Genomic DNA, 26,376 nt, shown 5'->3' with positions numbered 1-26,376 from the left:
CATAAAGAAAAATATTGACCGTATAAAATCCAAATGTTAGACGCTGCCAGCAGGATATTTTTACCCTGTTTGCAAATTGACCGTTCAGGGGCGTTACCTTACTTTCTGATGCTGTTGCTATTCCTAATCAGAGACGGTAAGTCGTTATGTATCAGAGCCACTTTAATTTTAAAAATCCGCCATTCAGATCGATCGCCCGTTTATCCGGGGATTTTCTGGTGCCTTATCATCAGGATGTGTTCAACCTGTTGAAAGAGAAAACCCAGCAGGCGGGAATTATCGGGCTCTTTTGCGACGACGCCCCGCTTCTGGGTCACTTCAGCGATGCGCTAAAAACCCGCCACAGTAACGTCCTTGTTATCAATGCGTTTCCCAAACTGAGTGCCAGTAGCCTGCTGTACAAGCTCAATCCGGTAACGAAAGAGAGCAAGAATCGCCTGCAGGCGGTGGATGCCATCCTGCGCCAGTGGCACGAGGAAAAAGCGAAAACCAGAGTGCTGGTGATTTCACACGCCGAAGCCATGAAAGAGAGCTGCCGTGAAGTTCTGGGTACGCTGCTCACGCGAGCCCAGGAGCTGAACTTCCGGCTCTCCGTGGTGCTGACGGGCACTGCGGATCAGGAAATCCTGCTTAAGCAACCTGAACTGCGCGAATATACACACACTCGTCATGTCCTGCGCCCCCTGACCTGCCGCGAATTCCTGGGCTATGTGCAGGCGCAATGCGAAGAACACGGCTGTGAAAATTCGCCGTTAACGCCGGCCCGCGTGCGCAAAATGCACACGTTGACCAAAGGCAACATCAGCAAACTTAACGAACTGGCGCACCTGTCAATGCTCGCTGCCTGGACGGAACGCGCGTCGCAGGTCAGCCCGCGTCATTTACGCCTGGCGGCGGGAGAGATCCTGCCCGCGAAAAAACACGGTAAGCGTCTGGCAACCGTGGGGCTGTTCGCTTCGGTGCTGTTTGCCGCCTGCGGCTGGTATTTAACCTCGTCCATCAGCGGGCACCTTCCCATCCAGCTGCCGGTCCCCGTCAGCTGGAAACAGCCGACGCGAAAAACGGAGGCGCCCGTGGTGCCGGTTATCGACAATGAAATGGTTAATCAGCCGGATGCGATGCACCAGCTCTATCTGATGTGGGGATATGACGCCTCGGCCGAAGATGCGCTGTGCCAGAACGCCGCTAAAGTGAACCTGATGTGTAAACAGGGGAACGCGTCGCCGGAGACGCTGGCGCAGGAAGGGTATCCGTGGGTCAGTGAGCTGAAAACCAGCGGTCACCTTAACTATGCGGTGGTCGCCAGGGTCGGAGATACATCAATTGACCTGTTAATGAATAACCGGACCTGGCAGGTGAGCCGCAGCTGGTTTAACCGGCATGCGACCGGCAACTTCACCCAGTTGCACCGCCTGACACCGGAAGGAAAAGACGCGATCGGCGCGGCCAGCGACAGCAAAGACATGGCCTGGCTCGATCAGCAGTTAAGCATCGCGCTGAACCAGCCCGAAACGCATGCCCGGATCTGGACCGCAGAGATGATGAAACGCACCCGTGAGTTTCAGCAAAAAATGCATCTGCACGTGGATGGCATCCCCGGCGAAGAAACGCTGATGCAGCTGATGCGCGTAACCAACAGCACGCCGAGCGTACTGATTCAGGCCACCCGCACTACCCCGGACGCAAAAATGCAGGAGAAGAAAGCCTAATGTCGACCATCTGCCTTGCGGCCCAGCGCAGCTATACAACCGGGGAAGCGGTCTGGTTTTCGTATCGCCTCCCCAGCCTGAAAAACGTATTCGGCAAAACAGCATTATGGATGGTCGGCCTTTGCGCCATGCTGGTTGTCGGCCTGTATATGCATGTCTACTGGAACATGCGCCACCCGGCGCCTGAACCGGTCAACGCCAGCGTTGCCAAACCGGAAACCCAGCTTTCGGAGATGCACTACGTGTACGTGAGTAAACCGTTCCCGCATCCGCAGCCTAAAGCTGCGCCAGTGCCTGTTGATGTTCCACCGATGCAGAATCTGCCGATCATCAGTGATGATGCCGACTGGCAGCAGGCGCCCGACGGCGCGGTGCCGCAAGACCCCTCGCGGGATACCCTACCCGGAACTGAGGCGCATGAGCACGATACCGCCCCCGCCAGCACGAGCAGTGAAGAGTCATCATTAACGGAATTATTTAAACAGGCATTAAAAGAGCAGGAGCAGGATTATTCTCAAGGAAAAATTCCCGCACCGCCGGTTGACGAAACGCAGGATAATTCACAAGCAAGTGTTAAAAACAGTGAAAACAGCCGTTCCCCTTTCAGTGATAAAGGAGACCGGCGGGAGTAGGCATTAATATTTTTCAGGCAGTGCGGTGAGGTTAAGCAGTCGACCTTTTTCCACCACAATATATTGACCTTTTTTCAGATCGGAGAGGATTTTAATAATGGTGCTACGTGCCAGGTTAGTGTATTCCTGAATGTAATCATAAACGTTAATATCACGCTGATGCTGTACAATCAGGTCGTTGATCTCATATAAAAATTCGCGAACAACAGAATATGCGCTGCGAGCGACCAGAATATCATCGCGCTTGCTCATCAGGCATATGTACCAGGAAAGCACTTTTGTCAGTTCAGGCCACAGGTTTTTCTCGGTCATCAGCTGGGCGAAGACCTCTTTCTTGATCGAGCGAACAACCGTATTCGACCGAACAAGGCCGTACATATGGGTGGCGTTGTAATACATCGACGACAGGCCGAAAATGCATTGCCCGGTAACGGTGAACAAGCACAGTTCGTCAGAGTCACGTCGAAATTCGACTTCGCCGCTGACAATAATATGAATTAAACCGGAATCAGCAGTGGAAATCTTCTGCCATTTTTTTAACGTTCTTTCTTCAACGCATGAGGTTGCAGAAATAATTTTTTCCATTTCATGTTGCGGACGTAATTTTTTTCCATAGATGCTTAACATTGTTATACCCGTTTTAAGATGTGATTTTAAAAAACATGGCAACGGCATTCATACCGAACCATAAATATTTTCCTGATGAAAACTCAAGAATAAAAAAAAGAGTAAAGTTTTTTATTCGCTAAATTGCTTAGCGTGCTATGTGTCCATCTTAAATCCGAATAATTTTAAGTCAATTAACTAAAAATGAAATGAGAATGTACTTAGGATTAATCTAATAGAAACTTGCGGAAATATACTCATTTGGGGGTAAGCCAAAAGTTTACCCCTGCCCGTATTTCTCTAAAAGTGCTTCGGCAATCGCCATGGTTTCCACATCCGCGACGCCATTCCATAACTGCGGACGGAAATGCATCTGGAACACCATGATGATGCGTTTTTGCTGTGCAGGCGTGCTGTTTTCTGGCACCTCGTAACCGTAGCGCGCCAGCACATCGAGCAGTGCTGCGGTATCAACCTGCTGATAATGCGGTCGCCCGTTGATATAAAAATTTACCCGCGCCGGTTCAGGCCAGGCTCCGATGCCCTGCTGCGCCAGCTCGCGCCACGGAAACAGCGGGCCTGGGTCGTCTTTACGCTGCGGGGCGATATCCGAATGGGCCACAACGTTCTGCGGTTTAATGTCGTAGCGGGCGATGATGTCTCTGGCAAGCGGGATTAGCGCCGCAATTTGCCCCGGTTCGAAGGGGGTAAAGGTTTTCACACCATCGGTTTTCCGCCAGCCGCGGTTTTCCAGCTCAATGCCGACGGAGGTATCATTTATGCGGTTGGTCCCACGCCAAAAGCTAATACCTGCATGCCAGGCCAGCTCGCTCTCCGGCACCAGCTGCCAGATACGCGGTTTGCCCTGCGGAGCTGGGGGCTTTGCGGGGATGAGATAGTGAGAGCTGACGTTTTTATCGGTTAAGGTCGCAAGCGAGGTGTCGAAATCATCGGCGGTGTAATGGATCACCAGCACCTTTATGCGCGGGTAGGCCGCCTGCGCCTGATGGCGCGTATCAAGTTCGTACGCGCCTTTATCAACAATGCCCTCTTCCGAGGCGCATCCTGCCAGCAACAATGCCAGCAGGAGGGTTGAGAGCGAACGCTTCATCGACGGGTTTTCACCGCCGTGCCGCTTACGCTCACCATCAGCATGCTGGCATCTTTCCCGACCGTTTCGTAGTCGATATCAATGCCCACCACCGCATCCGCGCCCAGCGCTTTGGCCTGCTCGCCCAGCTCCTTAAACGCAATGTCACGCGCTTTACGCAGTTCTTTCTCGTAGGCACCGGAGCGCCCGCCGACGATATCCCGAATGCCGGCAAAGAAGTCCCGGAAGATGTTGGCACCCAGAATCGCCTCACCGGTGACCACGCCGCAGTACTCGGTAATGGGTTGACCTTCCAGGGTTGGTGTTGTTGAAAATTGCATACTTCCTCTCCGTCTTTAGCGTTCAATGCGTTAGCAACTGCATTATCGGTTCGTTACGCTATGATTGAAAGGATAGTTAATAAATAAGGAAATCAACATGCGCTACTCTGCTTTAACGCTTTTAGTGCCCTGCGCGCTGGTGCTCAGCGCCTGCACTACGCCGGTCACGCCAGCCTTTAAGGATATCGGTTCCCGCAGCGGCCCCTGCATTGAGGGCGGCCCGGACGCCGTGGCGCAACAGTTCTATGATTACCGCATTCAGCATCGCGGTAATGACCTCACCGCCCTGCGCCCGTACCTGAGCGATAATCTGGCGAAACTGCTTAATGACGCCTCGCGCGATCCGCAGCAAAACGCGCTGCTTTCATCCGATCCGTTCTCCAGCCGCGCCACGCTGCCGGACAGCGCCGACGTCGCCAGCGCGTCCACCATTCCGAATACCGACGCACGGAATATTCCTCTGCGCGTGAAGCTAACCCAGGGGACGCAAACCTGGCAGGATGAGGTGCTGATGATCCGTGAAGGCCAGTGCTGGGCAATAGATGATGTGCGCTACATTGGCGGCAGCGTTCATGCTCCGGCGGGCACCCTTCGCCAGTCGATTGAGAACCGCTAACGCATACGTTAAATAAACGTTAACCCCGTAAAATGTCCGGCATTTCATGCGGAATGCCGACATTTATTCTCGCCCCCCTTTCCCGTCGCTATTTTGTGCTATGTTTAAGAGGAAACACGGGTTATATTTAACTTTTAACGCAGAAATATTGCATAACTATTCTGTCAACGGTACTATCTGCGGCCTCAATTGCTATAGATTGCCTGGATGAGTAAAGACTGCCCCGATGAGTATTAAACTAAACGGCATTAACTGCTTCTACGGCGCACACCAGGCGCTGTTCGACATTACGCTGAGCTGCCCGGAGGGCGAAACGCTGGTTTTGCTCGGCCCAAGCGGCGCGGGAAAAAGCTCCCTTCTGCGTGTTTTAAATCTGCTTGAAATGCCCCGTTCGGGAACGCTGGCCATCGCCGGTAACCATTTTGACTTCGCGAAAACCCCTTCTGATAAAGCGATTCGTGAACTGCGTCAAAACGTGGGCATGGTTTTCCAGCAATATAATCTCTGGCCGCATCTGACAGTGGTGCAAAACCTGATTGAAGCCCCGTGCCGCGTGCTTGGCTTAAGCAAAGACCAGGCGATGGCGCGAGCTGAAAAGCTGCTGGAACGTCTGCGTCTGAAACCGTACAGCGACCGTTATCCTCTGCATCTCTCTGGTGGTCAGCAACAGCGTGTGGCGATCGCCCGTGCGCTGATGATGGAGCCAGCGGTGCTGCTGTTCGACGAACCAACCGCAGCGCTGGACCCGGAAATTACTGCCCAGATCGTGAGTATCATTCGTGAACTGGCGGAAACCAACATTACCCAGGTCATCGTGACCCACGAGGTGGAAGTGGCGCGCAAAACCGCCAGCCGCGTGGTCTACATGGAAAACGGGTATATTGTTGAGCAAGGTGATGCGAGCTGCTTCACCAACCCGCAAACCGATGCCTTCAAAAACTACTTATCACACTGATGTGTTAGGGAAATTATAATGAAAAAAGTATTGATTGCCGCGCTGCTTGCTAGCGTCAGCCTTTCCGCTACCGCAGCCCAGACCATCCGTTTCGCCACTGAAGCGTCCTACCCTCCGTTTGAATCCATTGATGCGAACAACAAGATTGTTGGCTTCGACGTGGATCTGGCAAATGCCCTGTGTAAAGAGATCGACGCGACCTGTACCTTCAGCAACCAGGCGTTCGACAGCCTGATCCCCAGCCTGAAGTTCCGCCGTATCGACGCCGTGATGGCCGGTATGGACATCACTCCGGAGCGTGAAAAGCAGGTTCTGTTCACCACCCCTTACTACGACAACTCGGCGCTGTTCATTGGTCAGAAAGGTAAATACGCCTCCGTTGACCTGCTGAAAGGCAAGAAAGTCGGCGTGCAGAACGGCACCACGCACCAGAAATTCATCATGGATAAGCACCCGGAAATCACCACCGTGCCGTATGACAGCTACCAGAATGCGAAGCTGGACCTGCAAAACGGCCGTATCGATGCGGTGTTCGGGGACACGGCTGTCGTGACTGAATGGCTGAAAGCGAACGACAAGCTGGCCGCCGTGGGTGACAAGGTGACAGATAAAGACTACTTCGGTACAGGTCTGGGTATTGCCGTACGTCAGGGCAACACCGAGCTGCAGCAGAAATTCAACGCTGCGCTGGAAAAAGTGAAGAAAGACGGCACCTACGAAACCATCTACAAAAAATGGTTCCAGAAGTAATTCCTGATGAATGAAATTTTTCCTTTAGCAAGCGCCGCCGGGATGACCGTCGGCCTTGCCGTTTGTGCACTGATTATCGGCCTCGTACTGGCGATGTTCTTTGCGGTGTGGGAGTCCGTTAAGTGGCGCCCTGTCGCATGGCTCGGTTCAGCGCTGGTAACTGTGCTGCGTGGACTGCCGGAAATTCTGGTGGTCCTGTTTATCTATTTCGGCTCCTCACAGCTGCTGTTAACGCTGTCGGACGGCTTTACGATTAATCTCGGCTTTGCGCAGATCCCGGTGCAAATGCAGATTGAGAACTTCGACGTCAGCCCGTTCCTGTGCGGCGTAATTGCGCTCTCCCTGCTCTATTCGGCCTATGCGTCACAAACGCTGCGCGGCGCGCTGAAAGCGGTACCGCAGGGACAGTGGGAATCCGGTCAGGCGCTGGGCCTGTCGAAAGCGGCGATCTTCTTCCGCCTGGTGATGCCGCAGATGTGGCGTCATGCCCTGCCAGGGCTGGGCAACCAGTGGCTGGTACTGCTGAAAGATACCGCGCTGGTGAGCCTGATCAGCGTGAACGATTTGATGCTGCAAACCAAAAGTATCGCCACCCGTACGCAGGAGCCATTTACCTGGTACATCGTCGCGGCGGCTATCTACCTGGTAATCACGTTGCTGAGCCAGTACGTTCTGAAGCGTATTGATCTGCGCGCAACGCGTTTTGAACGGAGACCAGGCTGATGCTGGATTATTTACCCGAACTGATGAAAGGGCTGCACACCAGCCTGACGCTGACCGTTGCGTCTATCATCGTAGCGCTGATCCTGGCGCTGTTCTTCACCATCGTCCTGACGCTGAAAACGCCGGTGCTGGTGTGGATTGTCCGTGGCTACATTACGCTCTTTACCGGTACGCCGCTGCTGGTGCAGATCTTCCTGATTTACTACGGTCCAGGGCAGTTCCCGTCGTTACAGGAATATCCGGTTATCTGGCATTTGCTCTCTGAGCCATGGCTCTGCGCCCTGATAGCTCTCTCACTGAACAGCGCGGCCTATACCACGCAGCTGTTTTACGGCGCGATCCGCGCGATCCCGGAAGGCCAGTGGCAGTCCTGCGGTGCGCTGGGCATGAGCAAGAAGGACACGCTGGCGATCCTGCTGCCATACGCCTTTAAGCGTGCGCTCTCTTCCTATTCCAATGAAGTCGTTCTGGTGTTCAAAAGCACCTCTCTGGCCTACACCATCACCCTGATGGAAGTGATGGGCCACGGGCAGCTGCTGTACGGACGTACCTACGACGTGATGGTGTTCGGTGCGGCGGGTCTGGTCTATCTGGTGGTCAACGGTCTGCTGACGCTGATGATGCGTCTTATCGAGCGTAAGGCGCTGGCGTTTGAGCGCAGGAATTAATCACGCCAATGCATAAAACGGTATTCATTGAGCGGGTAACCTGATGGGTTATCCGCTTTTTTTTGCAACAAAGGTAATATTTAATCATTTTTATTGCATATAAATTCAGTAAATGGCATTGTATATCCAGGCCGCAGACACGGCGCATAAATAAGACAGACGGGAGCATTACAATGAAAAAGTTAGTTCTGGCCGCATTACTCGCAACCTTCGCCGCAGGCGCATCCGCCGCAGATAAAATCAATTTTGGCGTTTCTGCCACCTATCCGCCGTTTGAATCGCTGGATGCCAGCAACCAGATCGTCGGCTTTGACATTGACCTGGCTAAAGCGCTGTGCAAGCAGATGCAGGCCGACTGCACCTTTACTAACCACGCGTTTGACAGCCTGATCCCGTCCCTGAAATTTAAAAAATACGATGCGGTGATCTCCGGCATGGATATCACCCCAGAGCGCAGCAAGCAGGTCGCGTTCACCGACCCGTACTACGCGAACTCTGCGGTAGTGATTGCGAAGAAAGGGGCTTATAAGTCTTTCGACGAGCTGAAAGGCAAGCGCATCGGCATGGAAAACGGCACCACGCACCAGAAATATCTCCAGGACAAGCATCCTGAAGTGAAAACCGTGGCCTATGACAGCTACCAGAACGCAATTATCGACCTGAAAAATGGCCGTATCGATGGCGTATTTGGCGACACCGCGGTGGTGAATGAGTGGCTGAAAACCAACCCGCAGCTGGGTACAGCGACGGAGAAAGTGACCGATCCGCAGTACTTTGGTACCGGCCTCGGCATCGCGGTACGTCCGGATAACAAAGCCCTGCTGGAAAAACTGAACGGCGCGCTGAAAGCGATCAAAGCTGACGGCACATACCAGAAAATCAGCGAGCAGTGGTTCCCGCAGTAATCTCTTTTTGCCGGGTGGTCTGGCCTACGGGGGTGGTCTGTAGGCCGGGAAAGCGCAGCGCCACCCGGCAATTTCTCATAGCGGCACAAAGAACCTGAACCGCGCCCCGCTCACGGACTCCATCAGCCTGATCCCGCCACCATGCAGCTCCAGCATTCTCTTCACGATTAACAGCCCTAATCCCCCACGGTTCTCCCGCGACGCCTGAGGATTTAACGCTGAAGGCCGCTGGAACAAATCGTCGCGCAGCGAGGCATCTACGCCCGTACCATTGTCTGCCACTTCGACCTGAAGTCGTTCATTCTCCTGCCAGACCGCCAGACGAATTTCTCCGCCGCTCGGCGTATGACGGATGGCGTTATCCAGAAGATTAGTGACCACGCGCTCGATCATCGACACGTCGGCGTTCACCAGCGGCAATCGCCCCGGCACATCAATACGCAGGTTCACCTCGCGCGTGCGGGCGGTAAGTTCAAACTTCTGCGCCACGTCGGAAATCAGTTCAGCCATGGCAAAACGCTCGCGCTGGGGCTTGATGCCGCCGTGCTCAAGACGCGCCAGCTCGAACAGCTGCTGCGACAGATGGCGTACCTTTTGCCCCTGACGCAGCGCGGTAGCGAGGTACTGCTGATGCTCCTGCGGCGACAGCGTGGCGGATTTCAGCGACAGCGTTTCCAGATAACCCAGCAGCGACGTCAACGGGGTGCGTAAGTCGTGCGAAATGTTGGCGATAAACTCCCGGCGCTGGCGGTCGCTGTCGGCCAGCCGATCCCACTGAGAGGTGATTTTGCGCGCCAGCTCGATAAAGGTATTGCGCAGGATCGCCACTTCATCCTGGCCGGCAGGCTCGAGCGGCTGGGCCGCCAGCTGCTTAATCGCGCTGATGCTGTCCTGCTCCAGCCCGGCCACGTCCAGCGTGAGCTGTTTAACCGGGCGCGTCACCCAGTACCAGAGCAGCAACCCGGCCAGCAGACCAAACAGCGCCACCAGCAGCATCGACCACAGCGCCGTACTCCAGAGCGCTTTGTGCCAGGCCATCTCCGCCAGCGCGTTGGACTCCTCCCCCTGCAAAATAATGTACAGATACCCCTTCAGCTCGCCGTCCTGTCGCAGCGGGGTGGCGCTGAAGACTTTCTTATTCTGGCTTCGGGGATCGTCGCCAAACACCGGCATCACCGTCCCGCTCAGGAAATTCTGTATCGGCGCGAGGTCAATTTTTTGCCGCTGAATGTGCCCCGGCGGGGCGGCATCGGCCAGGATATCGCCATCAGGCGAGACAACATACAGCTCGACGCTCGGATTAAAGGTCATCAGCCGGTCGAACAGCGGCTTTAAGGCGCTGCGATCCACCCTGCCCTGCGTATCCAGAATCGCTTCCCGCTGCGCAATCTGCTGCGCCAGCCCACCGGAGAGCCGCTGCACCATCGCATTGCCGTACTGCATGCTAACGTAGAGCTGCACCGCACAGGCGACGGTGGCGCAGAGCAAAAGTAACACCGTAAACAGCAGCGTCAGGCGCTGGCTCAGGCTAAAGCGACGCATCATGATTCTGCTCCGCAAATTTGTAGCCTTTACCCCAGACGGTGCGAACGATCTCCGGCTCGGCGGCATCTTTCTCTATTTTGATGCGCAGGCGGTTAATATGGGTGTTGACGGTGTGTTCGTAGCCTTCGTGCTGATACCCCCACACCTGCTCCAGCAATGCCAGCCGTGAAAAGACCTCTCCGGGATGGCGGGCAAAAAAATAGAGCAGTTCAAATTCACGCGGGGTGAGATCGACGTGTTGACCGTTAAGACGCACGGTGCGCGCCAGCGGATCGATAGTCAGACCGTGCGCCTGAATAATGCCGTCCGTCTGCGCCTGGCCCATCGCCTGCTGTCGGCGGAACAGCGCCTTAATGCGGGCAATCAGCTCCTGCACCGAGAAAGGTTTTGCCAGATAATCATCCGCCCCGGTTTCCAGGCCGGTAATACGGTCAGTTTCACTGCTGCGGGCGCTAATGATGATAATGGGCAGGTAGCGGGTCATCTGGCGGATACGGCGGCAAATCTCCAGACCATCAACATTCGGCAGCATCAGATCGAGGATCACCGCGTCCCACGGCTGTTTTTCCAGAAGCGGTAACGCCTTTCCCCCGTCCGGCTCGTGGGTAATGGCGTAGCCTTCATCTTCCAGGTTAAGACGCAGGAGTGCCGCGATATCGTGGTCATCTTCTACCAGCAGGATCTGCTTCATGGGTAAGCCTTCAATCATTTGTTATGGCGTAAGCTTACCTGATTTCGAGCGGGGGAAGAGTTCACATTTTGTTTAAGATTTCACGAGCAACGTCAGCACTTCGTAATGCGCAGTGTGCGGGAACATATCAAAGAGCTGAACGCGCGCAATGCGGTAGCCCGGCAGGCTGGCGATATCCTTCGCCATGGTCTGCGCGTTACAGCTGGAGTAGACGATGTACTCCGGCGCCATCTGGCTGAGGTAATCGCAGAGCGCCTGGCCGATGCCCCTGCGCGGCGGGTTTACCAGCACCAGCTCCGGCACGTTGCCCTGGCCGGTGGCGAACCGGGTCGAGTCCAGCGCCTGGAAGTGCAGATTCGTCAGCCCCAGCTCCGCGGCGGACTGTTTCGCGCAGGCGATGGCCTCCGCAGAAATTTCAATCCCGGTGAGCTGCATGTCTGGCGTGGCACAGTGCAGGCCAAAGCCGCCGACGCCGCAGAACAGATCCCACATGTGATGAACCTGTAACGCACGCACCCAGTCGCGCGCGGTCGCGTACAGCGCGCTGGCGACGGTGGGGTTAGTCTGGAAGAAGCTTTGCGGACGGATCCACAGCGGCACGCCGTTGAAATTCTCCGCCAGCGCATGCTGTTCGGTGAAGAAAATCTCTTTCTCTCCTTCCATGATCGCCATATGCACCGGCTGAATATTAGCGGTAATGACCTTGAGCTGCGGAAGCTGTTCCTGCAGCCACGGCAACACCGCGCGAAGCTGCTCCAGTTTGGTTTCCGAACGCAGCACAAAGCGCAGCATCATCCCGCCGTCGATTTGGCTTTCGGTCAGCAGAAGGTACTTAAGCTCGCCGCGCCTGCGGGCAACGTTATAGGGCGTTAACCCCGCGCGGGCGATAAAGGGTTTCAGGGCGGTAAACACTGGCTCAAACGAGGCGGGATACAGCGGACAGCCGGTGAGATCGACGGGCGTGCCGTCACGGTGCAGCATGCCCAGCAGCGGCTTTTCGACGCTGCCGCTGACCACCATTTTGGCTTTATTACGAAAGCCCTGCTCCGGCCCGCTGACGGGTGCGCACCACTCGCCCACCGCGTGTGCTGCCAGCAGCTGTTGCAGGTCGGCCATTTTGGCGGTGAGTTGTTGAGGGACCGGCTGTTCTATCCACTGACAGGAGCGGCAGCGTCCGGCGTCATAGAGTGCGCACTGCATATGAAAACCTTAAGAATCACGAGGGCTGCGATTATACACATTATTGCAGGCGGAAGAACCGCCGACTGGAGGCGGGAACATAGAGCAGGCAGAGCACCAGCATGTCCGGCAATTTTTGCATCACTAAGGAATGGAAAATCTCGCGGCGGGAGCCGCCGGGAATGCTGAACAGCTCCGGATAGCCATAGCCCAGCGAGGCGGCCCACAGATAGCTGGCGGCGGTGATCTGCGTAAGAAAATATACCCAGCGCGCCCAGTTGCGCCCCTTTACCAGCGAGAACGCACAGTAGATCTCAATAAACACCAGCATCAGGCTGCTGAGAAACACCAGCGTCAGATTCCACGTCTGCGCGCTGCGGTGAATGAACTCCCCCATGCCTCGCGGGCCCAGCGTGTTCATAATCATCAGCACATCCAGGCAGCGGATCATAATAATGGCGAGCGCCGCCACCTGCACCAGCGCAGGGACGTTCGGACGGGCGTGCGAATGACGTGTTTTTTGTAAGAATCCCAATGTTTTTACTTCCCTGAAAAACAGTGCCGCGTCATACGCGGCACATCACTGGAAATAATAATTCCTTCAGCCGCGTCTTGCACGCTGGATATCGCGCACGCGCTGCTTTTCCGCGCGCGCCATCAAATACCAGGCGATAAATCCGACAATTCCGACCACGCCGAGGATGATGGAGGCCAGGGCATTAATCTCCGGATTCACCCCCATGCGCACGCTGGAGAAGACCAGCATCGGCAGCGTCGTCGCGCCCGGCCCCGACACAAAGCTGGCGATAACCAGATCGTCGAGCGAGAGCGTGAACGCCAGCAGCCAGCCGGAGATCACCGCCGGCATAATCATCGGCAGCGTAATGATGAAAAAGACCTTCAGCGGCGTGGCGCCGAGATCCATCGCCGCCTCTTCAATGGAGCGATCCAGCTCGCGCAGCCGCGAGGAGATGACCACCGCCACATACGCCGTACAGAAGGTGACGTGCGCCAGCCAGATGGTGAGCATCCCGCGATCCGCTGGCCAGCCGATGGCGTGCGCCAGCGCGACAAACAGCAGGAGCAGCGACAGACCGGTGATGACGTCCGGCATCACCAGCGGGGCGGTGATCATAAACGCAAAACCATTTGCTCCGCGAAAACGGCCGAAGCGCACCATCACCAGCGCGGCAATCGTGCCCAGCACGCAGGCCATCGTCGCCGCCAGCGCCGCAATGGTCAGGCTCAGCCCCACCGCACTCATCATCGCATCATCGTGGAACAGCTCGCTGTACCAGCGCGTCGACCAGCCCGCCCAGACGGTGACCAGCTTAGAGCTGTTGAACGAGTAGATCACCAGCATCAGCATCGGCGCATACAGGAAGGTAAAGCCGATAATCAGGATCAGAATTCGCCACGGGGAGCGTACTACCGGTAAGTTGTTCATCCGTGGTCTCCCATCTGTTTCTGCTGATGTTTGTGGAACCACATGATCGGCACGATCAGCAGCAGTAACATGACAATCGCCACCGCCGAGGCCACCGGCCAGTCGCGGTTATTGAAGAACTCCTGCCACAGCACGCGGCCAATCATGATGCTGTCCGGGCCGCCGAGCAGTTCGGGGATCACAAACTCCCCGACCGCCGGGATAAACACCAGCATCGATCCGGCGATGATCCCGCCTTTTGTGAGCGGCACAATGACGCTGAAGAACGTCTTCAACGGGCGTGCGCCGAGATCCAGCGAGGCTTCCACCAGCGAGTAATCGATTCGCGTCAGCGCCGTATAGATTGGCAGCACCATAAACGGCAGATAGGCATAGACAATCCCGATATACACCGCAAGGTTGGTATGCAGGATCGTCAGCGGCTGGTCGATCACCCCAAGCCACAGCAGGAAGTTATTCAGTATGCCGTTATTCTTCAGGATCCCCATCCACGCGTACACGCGGATCAGGAACGATGTCCACGACGGTAAAATGACCAACAGCAGTAAAATATTTCGCGTCGACGGCTTGCTGTGCGCCACTGCCCACGCCAGCGGGTAGCCCATCAACAAGCAGCAGATCGTTGAGATCGCCGCAACCTGTAACGACTGTAAATAGGCTTCGAAATAGAGCGGATCCTCAGTCAGTTGCAGGAAATTCCCGAGGTTTAAGGTCAGCGTCAGCTGCCCGTCGGCCCACTCCCACAGATCGGTATACGGTGGGATCGCCCGCGCCATCTCCGCCAGGCTGATCTTAAAGACGATCAGGAACGGCAGCAAAAACAGCAGGATCAGCCAGATATAGGGCATGGCGATGACCAGCTTGCGGCCATGCGCCATCTGCACGCGCGCCAGCCAGTGCGAGAAACCGCCCGGTTTTTTGACGCGGGCTGGAGGTTCAAGTGTGCTCATGACCGCTCCTTATACCGTCAGGACTACGCAACTGTCCGCATCCCAGCACAGGCTCACTTCGTCGCCCCAGGTTGGCTGTCCCTTGCGATACCGGTGTTCGTTCTGTAACTGGGCGCTGAGCATCTGCCCGCTTTTCAGGCGGACATGGTAAATCGACAGATCGCCGAGATAGGCAATGTGTACCACTTCGCCCACGGCAAAGTTATAGCCATCGGCGGGCGGCTCATCGCAAAGCATGATTTTTTCCGGGCGCAGGGCAACGTAAACCGGCACGTTGTCCACCACGGAATTATCAGAATCAACCTTAAGCGGGTGCACCAGCCCCGGCGATTCAATCACCAGACCGTCGTCATGGCGTTCCTTCAGCAGCCCTTCGAAGACGTTTACCGAGCCGATGAACTCCGCGCTGTAGCGGGTTGTCGGGTGTTCGTAAATCTCCTCCGGCTCGCCTATCTGCACGAACTTACCGCGATTCATGATCGCAATGCGCCCGGCCATGGTCATCGCCTCTTCCTGGTCGTGCGTCACCATCACGCAGGTCACCCCTACGCGCTCAAGGATATCCACCACTTCCAGCTGCATCCGGTCGCGCAGCTTTTTATCCAGCGCGCCCATCGGCTCGTCGAGCAGGAGTAATTTCGGCCGTTTGGCCAGACTTCTTGCCAGCGCCACGCGCTGACGCTGGCCGCCGGAAAGCTGATGCGGCTTACGCTTCGCGAACTCCTGCATGTGCACCAGGCTCAGCATCTCCGCCACGCGCGCGGTGATTTCGGCTTTCGGCAGTTTGTCCTGCTTCAGGCCGAAGGCGATGTTCTGCTCGACGGTCATGTGCGGGAACAGGGCATAGGACTGGAACATCATGTTAATGGGCCGCTGGTACGGCGGCACGCTGGAGAGGTCTACCCCATCCAGCACGATCTGCCCGGCGGTAGGTTGTTCAAACCCGGCCAGCATACGCAGCAGGGTCGATTTACCGCAGCCAGATGCGCCGAGCAAAGCAAATATTTCACCTTTGTAGATCGTCAGGCTGACATCGTCCACGGCATGCTGGCCGTCGAAGGATTTGGTGAGGTTTCGAATTTCAAGAAGCGGGGTCAGCGCTTTACGGACTTTCGCCTGCGGGCGGGGGATCGCGTCATTCACGGGGTGCTCTCCGGCATAGATCAACACTGGTGCAAACGCACCGTCAGGGTGCGTATCGCCGGGCGGCGCTAACGCTTGCCCGGCCTACGGGATTTGTCGGCCCGGTAAGCGACAGCGCCACCGGGCAACGATATCAAACGCCGTTACTTACCGCTTTTCACCTTCGTCCACGCGCGGGTACGCACACGGTCAATTTTCGGTTCCTGCACTTTCAGGGTGAAGAGCTTGGCAAACACATCGGCTGGCGGGTAGATCGCCGGATTATTGCGGATTTCTTCGCTCACCAGCGGCACGGAGGCCTTGTTACCGTTGGCGTAGTAGACGTGGTCGCTGATGTGGGCAATCACTTCCGGACGCATCAGGTAGTTGAGGAACTGATACGCTTCCTCTTTGTTTTTCGCATCAGCCGGCATCGCGAAGACGTCGAAGAACGCCAGCGCCCCCTCCTTCGGAATGAAGTAGGAAACATTCACACCGTTTTTCGCCTCTTTCGCACGGTTCGCTGCCTGCCAGACGTCACCCGCCCAGCCGATGGCCACGCAGATATCCCCGTTAGCCAGGTCGTTGATGTACTGAGAGGAGTGGAAGTAGCGAATATTCGGACGCAGCTTTAATAGCAGGTCGGTCGCCGGACCGGTGTAGTCGTCGGCCTTGCTGCTGTTTGGATCTTTGCCGAGATAGTTAAGCACGGTGGCGAAAATCTCTTCCGGCGCATCGAGGAAAGAGACGCCGCAGCTTTTCAGCTTCTCGAGGTTTTCCGGCTTCAGCACCACGTCCCAGCTGTCCAGCTTGACGTCCGGGCCCAGCGCCGCTTTGACTTTATCCACGTTATAGCCAATACCGGTGGTCGCCCACAGGTAAGGCATGGCGTATTTGTTGTCCGGATCATGCTTCGCCACCAGCTTCAGCACTTCCGGATCGAGGTTTTTCCAGTTCGATAACTTGTTCTTGTCCAGCGGCTGGAAGACACCGGCGGTCAGCTGACGCTCCAGGAAGCTTGCAGAGGGCACCACCAGGTCGAAACCGGTACTGCCCGCCATCAGTTTGCCTTCCAGTACTTCGTTGGAATCGAATACGTCGTAGACAACCTTAATGCCGGTCTCTTTTTCAAAATTCGCGACGGTGTCCGGCGCAATATAGTCAGACCAGTTATAGACGTGCAGCGTTTTTTGTTCCGCAGCGAGCGTGCCGGCAGAGACGGCCATCAGAGCACCCGCAACCAGACCCGATAACCATTTTTTATTCAAGGCGATCATATTGTTATTCCTTCTGAAAGCTCGTTAACAAACGAACCAAAACTGTGCAGCCTGAAGATATGCAATATTCATGCATAGTTTGTCGCTCTGCCCGAAATAAAATACACCCCTCTTCCCGGCAGGTTCCGCTCGCTTTTTTAAGCACCGCAAGAATAACTGTAGCCCGTGTCTCCGGCTATAGCCCAGACGAAAAAACGCCTTTTATCAATTTTTTATGCAGATTATGTCTATGTGATAAGCCGAAACGGCCTGAGAGGAGGTGAAAAATTCTTTAAAGAAAGGTTAAAAGCAGCAGAAAAAGCGGTGTTATGCAGCCGCTCTGGTAGCGACTGCGCAAAAGTCAGACAGGCTTAGTGGAGAAAATTGGAAGATGCATCATTATTCTCGGCATCATCTTCCGCGCTATACAGCAGGTGATGTGCGTTGGCTTCCATCATTACCATGGAAATTTGCTCTTCGCTCAGGCGCATAAACCAGGCGAATTGTTTGAAGGAGAGCCCCGCGCCGGAGAATAAAGACTGGCAAACCACCAGCTTCGGCAGATTATCATCCTGTATGTCGAGAAACGCTTTCACCGTCAAAGAACTGGCGTTAATCGCTGACAGATCGGATGCCAGTGCAAGCAGCGCTGAAGGCTTCACTTCAGCCAGCGCCGAGAACAGGATCACGTCGTTAATCAGATCAATTTTGGCATCAAAAATACCATCGAAATTTTGCATGTGAGGCAGATGCAGCGCCTGGCAGGAGTCGCATTCGAAAAAAGTAATACCGGCATCATCGAGCCATTGACGTAACGTATCCAGTGTAGGTACGACCTGTAAATCCATCGCTGTGCAGCCTCTTAAATAAAAACGTTGTCCAGCTTACGCAAAAAGTGCGCGCCGATCCATTTAACCGCCCGTTTTCAGGCAAAATCCCGGCGTCGCATGGCGTTCAATCCATGCGATTATTTTACCTGCAATATCGACGCCTGTGGTTTTTTCCACCCCTTCCAGCCCCGGCGAGGCGTTAACTTCCATCACCAGCGGCCCGCGGTCGGCACGCAGCAGATCGACCCCCGCCACGTCCAGGCCCAGCGTCTGCGCCGCTTTCACCGCAATCTCGCGCTCGCGCTCGCTGATAAGGGCCACCCGCGCGATACCGCCGCGGTGCAGGTTAGAGCGGAAGTCGCCCTCTTTCGCCTGCCGCTCTATGGCGGCCACCACTTCATCGCCCACCACAAAGCAGCGGATGTCGCACCCTTTGGCCTCTTTAATATACTCCTGCACCAGAATATGGGCATTCAGACCGCGAAAGGCGTCAATCACGCTTTCCGCCGCCTGACGCGTCTCCGCCAGTACCACCCCAATACCCTGCGTGCCTTCCACCAGCTTAATGACCAGCGGCGCACCGCCCACCATGTCGATTAAATCGCTGGTGTCGTCCGGGGAGTGAGCAATCCCGGTGACGGGCAAATCGATCCCCTGGCGCGCCAGCAGCTGCAGCGAGCGCAGCTTATCGCGAGCGCGTGAGATCGCCACGGATTCATTGAGCGGATAGCTTCCCAGCATTTCAAACTGGCGCAGCGCGGCCGTGCCGTAATAGGTGATCTGGGAGCCAATGCGGGGAATTACCGCATCAAAATGCGGGAGTTTGCGGCCTTTGTAATGAATCGACGACGCCGCAGGGTCGATGTTCATATAGCAGGACATCGGATCGAGGATCTCAACCTGATGTCCGCGTTTCGCCGCCGCTTCTCGCAAGCGTTTACATGAATAGAGCGTTCCATCCCGGGACAATATGGCAATTTTCACCCTGCACCTCTCTAAAGACATGGGAAAAGCCTGCCTATCATACACGAGGCGCAGGAGGAAGGGACTATCGCGTTGCCCAGCCCTGTTTGTGCAGGTAATCAAGAATGAACGGGCGGTTTTCTTTAATGATGGTGCGACGAATATGGTCGCTCCAGGTATCGCGGCGGTTGTTGCTGTCGCGCGTCAGATAGTAGTTCGCCAGCTCTTCATCGTAGTGATGCAGAACGTCCTGATCGACCGGCTGGTAGTGGTTTTCATGCACCAGCATCGCAGCAGGAATACGCGGCTTCAGATCCGGGTTATCCGCCGGCCAGCCGAGGCACAGACCAAACAGCGGCAGCACGTGTTTCGGCAGCTTCAGCAGTTCCGTCACGCTTTCGATGTTGTTACGCAGCCCGCCAATATAGACGCCGCCAAGCCCCAGCGATTCCGCCGCCGTGAACGCGTTTTGCGCCATCAATGCCGTATCCACCACGCCCAGCAGCAGCTGTTCCGCCAGCCCCAGCTCCGCCTCAGGACAGATTTGCAGGTGACGGTTAAAATCGGCGCAGAACACCCAGAACTCAGCCGCCTGGGCAACGTGCTTTTGTCCGCCCGTCAGCGTTACCAGCTGTTCACGCATCGCCGGATCGGTGATGCGGATAATGGAACTGCACTGCAAAAAGCTGGAGCTGGAGGTGCCTCTTGCGCTGTCGATGATCGCGTCCCGCTGCGCCTGGGTGATCGGCTCATCGGTGAAATGGCGAATGGAACGGTGGGAACGAAGCAGGTCAATGGTTGGCGTCATTTTGTCTCTCTTTGTATTGCGTAAAACGTATGGCAGCCAGTATAGGCAATGATCCACCTGATGTAATTGGCGAAACATAGCCTGACTGTATCAAAGTGACAGGTGAAACCTTCTTTCCATGACGGCAGGTTATCGTGCACTATAGGGATTATTCGCCGTCAGGCTTGTTTTTTGAGGAGAGAGAAATGTTTGCAGTAATTTTTGGTCGTCCAGGATGCCCTTACTGTGTGCGCGCGAAAGAGCTGGCTGAGAAACTGACTGAAGAACGTGATGATTTCAACTTCCGTTACGTGGATATCCACGCGGAAGGCATCAGCAAAGCCGATCTGGAAAAAACCGTGGGTAAACCGGTTGAAACCGTGCCGCAGATCTTCCTCGATCAGAAACACATCGGCGGCTGCACCGATTTCGAAGCGTACGCCAAAGAGCACCTGGGCCTGTTTGCCGCTCAGTAATGCTAAGACGCCCTCACCCTGAGGGCGTTTTTATTTATGGTGCTTCCGCTGTTGCAGCAGGCTGCGCATAAATAAGAAACAGAGCGCGCCCAGCGCACACCAGAAAACGCCACTCAGTAGCCACGCCACTTCCTGCCAGACGCTTCTCGACGAGAGAAACAGCACGCGCATCAGAAGCAGGCAGAGGGGCGCCGCAAGGATGGCCCCCAGCAGCGGCATTACCACCTCGCCTTTGCGCGAGAGAAAACTGGCCACTACCCCCGGCAGGATGAAGAACAACAGGCCCAGCTCGGGATGACCGGACGCTCTGAAGGCGCCCTTCACATTAAAAGCAAGCGACATGCAAACGACCGTAAACAGCAAAAAGCAGCTGATTACGCCAACCCAGTTTCGTTTAAAGTTCAAACTATCCTCCTGACTTATCTCTATCAAATACAAAAATCGTCCGGTGGACGCCCAGTCAGATAAAGCATTGCGGCAATCCTTGCCAAAGCACGCACACAAGTCGTGCGATAATAGGTGGCTGTCGGTAGCTATTACGATTAAACTAACCGCCTGCTAGTGTTTAGGGTATTTATCAGGAAGCAGGGAGGTGCAAAGTGATTCCCTGACTCTGAAAACAGTAGCCCAAATAGTCCTTTCATTCAACAACTTACTGGTAAACAAGAAGTTAGCCTCCGTGAATATAAACGTCGCAGACTTGTTAAATGGGAATTACATCCTGTTATTATTTGTGGTACTGGCACTGGGCCTTTGTCTGGGTAAATTGCGCCTGGGTTCAGTTCAACTTGGTAATTCCATTGGCGTTTTAGTCGTCTCCCTGTTATTAGGTCAGCAACATTTCAGTATTAACACGGACGCGCTTAACTTAGGTTTCATGCTGTTTATTTTCTGTGTTGGCGTAGAAGCCGGTCCGAACTTTTTTTCCATTTTCTTCCGAGACGGCAAAAATTATCTGATGCTGGCGCTGGTGATGGTCGGCAGCGCCCTGCTGATTGCGTTAGGGCTGGGCAAACTGTTTGGCTGGGACATCGGCTTAACGGCCGGTATGCTGGCAGGCTCGATGACCTCCACGCCGGTGCTTGTTGGCGCGGGGGATACGCTTCGTCATTCTGGCATGGCAGGCACGCAGCTTTCCGCCGCGCTGGATAACCTGAGCCTGGGCTATGCCCTGACCTATCTGATTGGTCTGGTGAGCCTGATTGTTGGCGCGCGCTATCTGCCAAAACTTCAGCATCAGGATCTCCAGACCAGCGCCCAAACCATTGCCCGAGAGCGTGGTCTGGATACGGACTCCAAACGTAAAGTTTACCTGCCGGTGATCCGCGCATACCGCGTCGGGCCAGAGCTGGTTGCCTGGACCGACGGGAAAAACCTGCGCGAGCTGGGGATCTACCGTCAGACCGGCTGCTACATCGAACGTATCCGTCGTAACGGCATTCTGGCAAACCCGGACGGTGACGCAGTACTCCAGATGGGCGATGACATCGCTCTGGTTGGTTACCCGGACGCCCACGCGCGTCTCGATCCGAGCTTCCGCAACGGGAAAGAAGTGTTCGACCGCGACCTGCTGGACATGCGTATCGTCACCGAAGAGATTGTGGTGAAGAACCACAACGCCGTGGGCCGCCGTCTGGCGCAGTTGAAGCTGACCGACCACGGCTGTTTCCTCAATCGCGTGATCCGCAGCCAGATTGAAATGCCTATCGACGATAACGTGGTGCTTAATAAAGGCGATGTGTTGCAGGTCAGCGGCGATGCCCGACGTGTTAAAACCGTTGCCGACCGTATCGGCTTTATCTCGATCCACAGCCAGGTGACGGACCTGTTAGCCTTCTGCGCCTTCTTCATTGTTGGCCTGATGATCGGGATGATCACCTTCCAGTTCAGTAACTTTAGCTTCGGCATCGGTAACGCTGCCGGTCTGCTGTTCGCCGGGATCATGCTGGGCTTCCTGCGAGCGAACCATCCCACCTTCGGCTACATCCCTCAGGGAGCGCTGAACATGGTGAAAGAGTTCGGTCTGATGGTCTTTATGGCGGGTGTCGGCTTAAGCGCCGGGAGCGGCATTGGCAATGGCCTGGGTGCGGTCGGCTGGCAAATGTTGGTTTCCGGACTTATCGTCAGCCTGGTACCGGTAGTCATCTGCTTCCTGTTCGGCGCCTACGTGCTCCGCATGAACCGCGCCCTGCTCTTCGGCGCGATGATGGGCGCGCGCACCTGCGCACCGGCAATGGAGATCATCAGCGACACCGCGCGCAGCAACATCCCGGCGCTGGGCTATGCAGGCACCTACGCCATCGCAAACGTGCTGCTGACGCTGGCAGGTACGCTGATCATCATTATCTGGCCAGGACTCGGATAAATCTCAAGATTGCGTGTGGCTGAAAAAATTTTCGTTACGCGCAGAACTTTTTACGCAGGATGCAGTCATAACTAGTGCCACTGCTTTTCTTTGATGTCCCCAATTTGTGGAGCCCATCAACCCCGCCATTTTTGGTTCAAGGTTGATGGGTTTTTTGTTGCCTGCTATATTATCCCCTGAAAACCAACCACTTATAACCTTTCACTAAAGCCATTGGCGACAAAATGGCGGCAGCGCGTAATCACGTTGATGGAGTCTATATGGGACGACAAATTCCACAGCCAGTTATTTCGGTTTTATCGGACCATATGGGCTCAGTCGAAACTCACGCAACCATGAACAGTTTGTTCATGTACGCTGATGCACCTGGCGATGCTCCTGATTTAGCGAAAGCGGCGAAAGCACAGGACTGGCTGAGAAGAATCAACAAAGAATGTGACGACCCATTAGCAATCCTTGGCAGATTGATAGAAGGCTACATGGAAGCTGATCAGCCTAAAGGCAGCATATTCGGTTGGGAGCAACCCAAGGTTGATTTTGCCGAAAAAATGACTGATTTGCTTGGTCGATATGGATTGCGATATCTAACTGGCGGACATATTTCTGATGGAGCATCGATAACTTCTGTCACCCTAAAAGAGGCAATTGGTAAACGCAACATTCCCGCAGTAGAGATGGAGTTTTCCAGGGCACTTGAGAATATCCACACTGATCCGAGAGAAGCAGTATCCGCAGCCTGTAACATTATGGAATCTACCTTCAAAGTGTTTATTGCCGATGAAAAACTTCAGGTTCCAGCTAAGCAAGATCTCCAGGGACTATGGAAAGTTGTTCGCGAGTCTTTAGGGCTTGATACTAAAGCAGTTGAAGATGAAGACCTCAAACGCATTCTTAGTGGCCTTTATTCGTTGACTGATGGGATTGGTGCCCTACGAACTCACGCAAGTTCAGCTCACGGAGCCGGGAGAAAAATCTATAACTTAAAGCCTCGCCACGCTAGGTTAGCTATAAATGCCGCACATACCTTGACTATGTTCATTCTCGAATCTTGGGATGAACAGAAACAAAAAAGCCCGTGATACTTTGAATAAACCTAAGCATTCAAGTAAGTATTTGTTGGCCGAGAAATGAGTGACACAAAAGTGTCGCACTAGATTTATCTGTTTGTGATGTATGACACTCTATGCGCCTTAGTCCTGATGCTTAATAATTCATATATGATAACTGGTTACAAACTGAGGAGGACTCAATGGCTGACCCTTTAGCAACGGTTCTATCGCACTTAACAAATCTTGTTTCATTTAGATCGTCACTCAGGCTGCTGATAATCGCTGGTTCGATCATTTTCTGCTGGGTTTTTATTGCACCAATGCTGACCCCATTTAAGCTACCCAGCGAATTATCATTAGGATTAATTACAGTAATTGGTTTTTCATTTGGTGCTTTGACATCTTCCATTCTATTCAACTCAGTAGACTTCCTATACAGTTTCACCAAAAACAGAATACAACTCAGAAAGAATAAATTGGACCTTCAAAAACAAGCAGCAGAAAAAGAGATAAGCGAGCGCAAGAAATTAGACTTATTTAAAAGTAGCTTCAATGACTATTCATTCCAAGCCAAAAATGTAATGTTAAAGCTCAATAAAAGTGATTGCACAATTGCTCTGGAATCATATAGTGAATCTGAGCACAATAAGGCATTCATGGGACTCCTTGAAAGTAAGATTATATTGCCACTACACCGACTAGATAAAAAAACCACTTTCTGCACTATTAATCCGCTATATAAAAATGTAATCAACCAATTATTTGAATTCAAACATCGAAAAGAAGTTGATGAATTATTTGATTTCAACCCTGATGGACTTAAAATGTTGATGAAAATTTTTCAAGATAACACCTTTGATGAAGAACATATATTCAACATTCCCTTTGTTAGTTATCAAAACAGGTACAACTATCAACCTGTTATTAAAAATGAAATATACGAACTAGGTGAATTCATTGATAACTGCAATATACAGTTTTATATCGACGAGCATCATTACCCCTACGTTCATGAGAAATTGGGCGCAGAGATTAGAAGTTACATACTCTGTAATTTTAATGAAGAGAGGGCTTTGAAACGACTTGGCCAGTTACATTCCTAACGTGCCCCCATAAAATCATGTGTATCCTAACACTGATAATCTTTTCAGTTTTTCATAGGTTCTTGCCTAATGGAAAACCCGCACCAGTTCTCACCCTGCGGGTTTTCCCTGAGCTTCTCGCCTCATAAAATTTGATCTTCTTTTTTCACTTAAAATTAAAAATGTCATTTTTTTTCAGATGGTTACATGTTTCATTAGATCCTCCACAGATCCATAAAAGTGAAAAACACTGAAATTCTTTTCAATCTTTTCAGTTGCGGTTTTCCGCAAGGCCGCCAGCACTGGTGCGGCCAAGCGGTCTGGTTTGAAGAAAAATAAAACTGAAAAATTTTTATGATCCAAAAACCGCAGGTGGGTGCGGTGTAGTGCGATTTTGGTCTGCGAAAGATTTTTTGGCTATGCTGTGACGCGCCAGCGCCCTGCTGGGGGCTAGATCTGCTTTAAGGGTGGCGCTAACTGCCTGAAAGGCTGGAACACGCCAGAGCGCTACTAGTTGCGCGTGGCAAAGTCTGTATGTGATGATATTTCTGTTGGATTTTGGAACGAGTCACTCAATGTTGAACTTATCTATTCGCACTAAAAGCTCGCCGATAAATCGCATATTGGTTAAAAAACATCAAGTCATTATCCTAAAAATACCCTGCTTTTCATGAACATGATCTGCTTTGAACTTCCATATTAGTTACAGATATACGCTGGAGCGGATAGAAACACTATGGAGGGGACAGGAATGCAGTTTTCAAGTTCAGTAATAGCAATGCCGGTCTTAGGGGATGCAGCAAAAAATCGCTCAATTGAGCTGAAGTGCGAGGTCAGTAAGCATGTACCATTCTGAAGAGATCATCCGCCAGCTTCAGAGCCAAAAGATACTGGCAATGAAGCTGGACCGGGCGGTACGTGATGTAGGTGAAGAGGTAAAGAGCCACCTGAATAATATAGGTGCCGGTGCCCAACGCCTGCTGTACTACACCTCCTGCTTTACTGATGAATATTACGATGTATGCACCCGACAAAACCTGGAGGACGCTAGATTCCGAAAGGGCATATTCCATCTCGTTTCTCGCTGGAACATCGTCTTTGACCTAATCAACACGTACGTAGAGGAGCTGGTTAAGGATTATTCCCCGGCAGAATTATCAGCGATACAGCATGCTCTAATGCGCGCTAACGTTTATATATCCACCAGCACGCTAACCTCGTATTCATTCTCTGCAGGCGTCGCATCGACTGTTTGCCTCTATGTGACCCTTCCACCTTCAGGGTTAAAGGTCGTTTCAGGATTAACGGGCGCGGCTATTGGAGGGCTGGGGATATACGGGGTTGTGCAAAAAGCTGCTGACAGCGCTCATCGCCTGCAAGCGATGCATCCCGCCTACTATCAAGCGTTATACCTGCGAGAACTGGAGATGATGTATTTCCTGGTGGAGCCTGCTTTTATGCGCGCGGGCGTGCTAACCCAGCAATGGACTGACAGTCAAAGCCCTTATGATGCTGCTGACACGATCCTGAAGCTAATGGGTAGACACTGATGGGCTTTTTAAGACGCTGGTTCAAATCTCAGGCTCAGTTTTTCTTCTGGACCTATGTCCCGATCATCCTCACGTTCATTTTTGGCTAT

Annotated in this window: 28 protein-coding genes; 13 read left to right on the top strand and 15 right to left on the bottom strand. The window is 53.7% G+C overall.

Annotated elements, in window-relative coordinates:
* The first annotated feature begins 146 nt into the window (after nt 1-146).
* On the top strand, nt 147-1,709 hold the full coding sequence (locus ACQG03_RS07625; RefSeq protein WP_063163406.1) for an ExeA family protein: 1,563 nt from the start codon (nt 147-149) through the stop codon (nt 1,707-1,709).
* Nucleotides 1,709-2,341: a hypothetical protein gene (locus ACQG03_RS07620; protein WP_063163407.1), complete on the top strand. Its 633-nt coding sequence runs from the start codon at nt 1,709-1,711 to the stop codon at nt 2,339-2,341. The genes ACQG03_RS07625 and ACQG03_RS07620 overlap by 1 nt, the downstream gene beginning before the upstream one ends.
* A 3-nt stretch (nt 2,342-2,344) precedes the next feature.
* On the opposite strand, the gene ACQG03_RS07615 is transcribed toward ACQG03_RS07620, so the two are convergent.
* The 3 genes from ACQG03_RS07615 to ACQG03_RS07605 all read right to left on the bottom strand — a co-directional run bounded on the left by ACQG03_RS07615 (nt 2,345) and on the right by ACQG03_RS07605 (nt 4,378).
* Complete coding sequence (locus ACQG03_RS07615; RefSeq protein ID WP_022647582.1) at nt 2,345-2,968, bottom strand: helix-turn-helix domain-containing protein; 624 nt, start codon at nt 2,966-2,968, stop codon at nt 2,345-2,347.
* Nucleotides 2,969-3,227: 259 nt separating this feature from the next.
* Complete coding sequence (locus tag ACQG03_RS07610; RefSeq protein ID WP_063163408.1) at nt 3,228-4,058, bottom strand: N-acetylmuramoyl-L-alanine amidase; 831 nt, start codon at nt 4,056-4,058, stop codon at nt 3,228-3,230.
* Complete coding sequence (locus tag ACQG03_RS07605; RefSeq protein ID WP_003858361.1) at nt 4,055-4,378, bottom strand: heavy metal-binding domain-containing protein; 324 nt, start codon at nt 4,376-4,378, stop codon at nt 4,055-4,057. Before ACQG03_RS07605 ends, ACQG03_RS07610 begins: the two co-directional genes overlap by 4 nt.
* Nucleotides 4,379-4,475: 97 nt before the next feature.
* Between ACQG03_RS07605 and ACQG03_RS07600 the strand changes: the two genes are divergently transcribed.
* The 6 genes from ACQG03_RS07600 to artJ all read left to right on the top strand — a co-directional run bounded on the left by ACQG03_RS07600 (nt 4,476) and on the right by artJ (nt 8,995).
* Nucleotides 4,476-4,994 (top strand): lipoprotein, encoded by a 519-nt coding sequence (locus ACQG03_RS07600; RefSeq protein WP_022647580.1) that lies wholly within the window; start codon nt 4,476-4,478, stop codon nt 4,992-4,994.
* A 226-nt stretch (nt 4,995-5,220) separates the two neighbouring features.
* Complete coding sequence (gene artP / locus ACQG03_RS07595) at nt 5,221-5,949, top strand: arginine ABC transporter ATP-binding protein ArtP (protein WP_006809439.1); 729 nt, start codon at nt 5,221-5,223, stop codon at nt 5,947-5,949.
* Nucleotides 5,950-5,967: 18 nt separating this feature from the next.
* Nucleotides 5,968-6,699 carry an arginine ABC transporter substrate-binding protein ArtI gene (gene artI, locus ACQG03_RS07590; RefSeq protein WP_006174322.1) on the top strand — a complete coding sequence of 244 codons (732 nt, stop codon included), beginning with the start codon at nt 5,968-5,970 and terminating at the stop codon, nt 6,697-6,699.
* A gap of 6 nt (nt 6,700-6,705) precedes the next feature.
* Nucleotides 6,706-7,422 carry an arginine ABC transporter permease ArtQ gene (gene artQ, locus ACQG03_RS07585; RefSeq protein ID WP_003858367.1) on the top strand — a complete coding sequence of 239 codons (717 nt, stop codon included), beginning with the start codon at nt 6,706-6,708 and terminating at the stop codon, nt 7,420-7,422.
* Entirely contained in the window at nt 7,422-8,090 is a 669-nt protein-coding gene (gene artM, locus ACQG03_RS07580; RefSeq protein ID WP_022647579.1) for an arginine ABC transporter permease ArtM, read from the top strand. Before artQ ends, artM begins: the two co-directional genes overlap by 1 nt.
* A 173-nt stretch (nt 8,091-8,263) precedes the next feature.
* Entirely contained in the window at nt 8,264-8,995 is a 732-nt protein-coding gene (gene artJ / locus ACQG03_RS07575) for an arginine ABC transporter substrate-binding protein ArtJ (protein WP_015571008.1), read from the top strand.
* 75 nt (nt 8,996-9,070) lie between these two features.
* Here the strand turns inward: artJ and ACQG03_RS07570 are convergent, their stop codons facing one another.
* The 11 genes from ACQG03_RS07570 to nfsA form a co-directional block, all read right to left on the bottom strand.
* Nucleotides 9,071-10,540: a sensor histidine kinase gene (locus tag ACQG03_RS07570; protein ID WP_023299687.1), complete on the bottom strand. Its 1,470-nt coding sequence runs from the start codon at nt 10,538-10,540 to the stop codon at nt 9,071-9,073.
* On the bottom strand, nt 10,524-11,231 hold the full coding sequence (locus ACQG03_RS07565; protein ID WP_023299686.1) for a response regulator transcription factor: 708 nt from the start codon (nt 11,229-11,231) through the stop codon (nt 10,524-10,526). Before ACQG03_RS07565 ends, ACQG03_RS07570 begins: the two co-directional genes overlap by 17 nt.
* A gap of 72 nt (nt 11,232-11,303) precedes the next feature.
* Complete coding sequence (rlmC, locus tag ACQG03_RS07560) at nt 11,304-12,431, bottom strand: 23S rRNA (uracil(747)-C(5))-methyltransferase RlmC (protein WP_032676348.1); 1,128 nt, start codon at nt 12,429-12,431, stop codon at nt 11,304-11,306.
* Between the two features lie 40 nt (nt 12,432-12,471).
* Nucleotides 12,472-12,969, bottom strand: coding sequence for a YbjO family protein (locus ACQG03_RS07555; RefSeq protein WP_087878582.1), 498 nt, complete (start codon nt 12,967-12,969; stop codon nt 12,472-12,474).
* A gap of 42 nt (nt 12,970-13,011) precedes the next feature.
* A complete protein-coding gene (gene potI, locus ACQG03_RS07550) occupies nt 13,012-13,857 on the bottom strand; it encodes a putrescine ABC transporter permease PotI (RefSeq protein ID WP_022647574.1) in 846 nt (281 codons plus the stop codon).
* Nucleotides 13,854-14,807: a putrescine ABC transporter permease PotH gene (potH, locus tag ACQG03_RS07545; protein ID WP_022647573.1), complete on the bottom strand. Its 954-nt coding sequence runs from the start codon at nt 14,805-14,807 to the stop codon at nt 13,854-13,856. Before potH ends, potI begins: the two co-directional genes overlap by 4 nt.
* Nucleotides 14,808-14,816: 9 nt before the next feature.
* Nucleotides 14,817-15,950 carry a putrescine ABC transporter ATP-binding subunit PotG gene (gene potG / locus ACQG03_RS07540; RefSeq protein ID WP_023299684.1) on the bottom strand — a complete coding sequence of 378 codons (1,134 nt, stop codon included), beginning with the start codon at nt 15,948-15,950 and terminating at the stop codon, nt 14,817-14,819.
* Between the two features lie 143 nt (nt 15,951-16,093).
* Nucleotides 16,094-17,206, bottom strand: coding sequence for a spermidine/putrescine ABC transporter substrate-binding protein PotF (gene potF / locus ACQG03_RS07535; protein ID WP_063163409.1), 1,113 nt, complete (start codon nt 17,204-17,206; stop codon nt 16,094-16,096).
* 350 nt (nt 17,207-17,556) lie between these two features.
* The gene (locus ACQG03_RS07530; RefSeq protein WP_022647571.1) at nt 17,557-18,033 is read right to left on the bottom strand and encodes a YbjN domain-containing protein; all 477 of its coding nucleotides are present in this window, start codon (nt 18,031-18,033) and stop codon (nt 17,557-17,559) included.
* Nucleotides 18,034-18,096: 63 nt separating this feature from the next.
* The gene (rimK, locus tag ACQG03_RS07525) at nt 18,097-18,999 is read right to left on the bottom strand and encodes a 30S ribosomal protein S6--L-glutamate ligase (protein WP_063163410.1); all 903 of its coding nucleotides are present in this window, start codon (nt 18,997-18,999) and stop codon (nt 18,097-18,099) included.
* Between the two features lie 64 nt (nt 19,000-19,063).
* The gene (gene nfsA, locus ACQG03_RS07520) at nt 19,064-19,786 is read right to left on the bottom strand and encodes a nitroreductase NfsA (protein WP_063150544.1); all 723 of its coding nucleotides are present in this window, start codon (nt 19,784-19,786) and stop codon (nt 19,064-19,066) included.
* A 185-nt stretch (nt 19,787-19,971) separates the two neighbouring features.
* Between nfsA and ACQG03_RS07515 the strand changes: the two genes are divergently transcribed.
* On the top strand, nt 19,972-20,241 hold the full coding sequence (locus ACQG03_RS07515) for a GrxA family glutaredoxin (RefSeq protein ID WP_014169305.1): 270 nt from the start codon (nt 19,972-19,974) through the stop codon (nt 20,239-20,241).
* Between the two features lie 30 nt (nt 20,242-20,271).
* Here ACQG03_RS07515 and ACQG03_RS07510 read toward each other — a convergent pair whose 3' ends face one another.
* Entirely contained in the window at nt 20,272-20,646 is a 375-nt protein-coding gene (locus tag ACQG03_RS07510) for an inner membrane protein YbjM (RefSeq protein WP_023299682.1), read from the bottom strand.
* 274 nt (nt 20,647-20,920) lie between these two features.
* Between ACQG03_RS07510 and ACQG03_RS07505 the strand changes: the two genes are divergently transcribed.
* From ACQG03_RS07505 to ACQG03_RS07490, 4 genes are all read left to right on the top strand, one after another.
* Nucleotides 20,921-22,606: an aspartate:alanine antiporter gene (locus tag ACQG03_RS07505; RefSeq protein ID WP_001024855.1), complete on the top strand. Its 1,686-nt coding sequence runs from the start codon at nt 20,921-20,923 to the stop codon at nt 22,604-22,606.
* Nucleotides 22,607-22,866: 260 nt separating this feature from the next.
* A complete protein-coding gene (locus tag ACQG03_RS07500) occupies nt 22,867-23,685 on the top strand; it encodes an abortive infection family protein (RefSeq protein ID WP_045308519.1) in 819 nt (272 codons plus the stop codon).
* 170 nt (nt 23,686-23,855) lie between these two features.
* Nucleotides 23,856-24,758 carry a hypothetical protein gene (locus tag ACQG03_RS07495; RefSeq protein ID WP_063163411.1) on the top strand — a complete coding sequence of 301 codons (903 nt, stop codon included), beginning with the start codon at nt 23,856-23,858 and terminating at the stop codon, nt 24,756-24,758.
* 821 nt (nt 24,759-25,579) lie between these two features.
* A complete protein-coding gene (locus ACQG03_RS07490) occupies nt 25,580-26,287 on the top strand; it encodes a hypothetical protein (RefSeq protein WP_426726110.1) in 708 nt (235 codons plus the stop codon).
* The last annotated feature ends 89 nt before the right edge of the window (nt 26,288-26,376 follow it).

The organism is Enterobacter cloacae complex sp. 342H5, from assembly GCF_050030905.1.
Lineage (GTDB): Bacteria > Pseudomonadota > Gammaproteobacteria > Enterobacterales > Enterobacteriaceae > Enterobacter > Enterobacter intestinihominis.
This window is presented reverse-complemented; position numbering and strand designations above follow the sequence as displayed.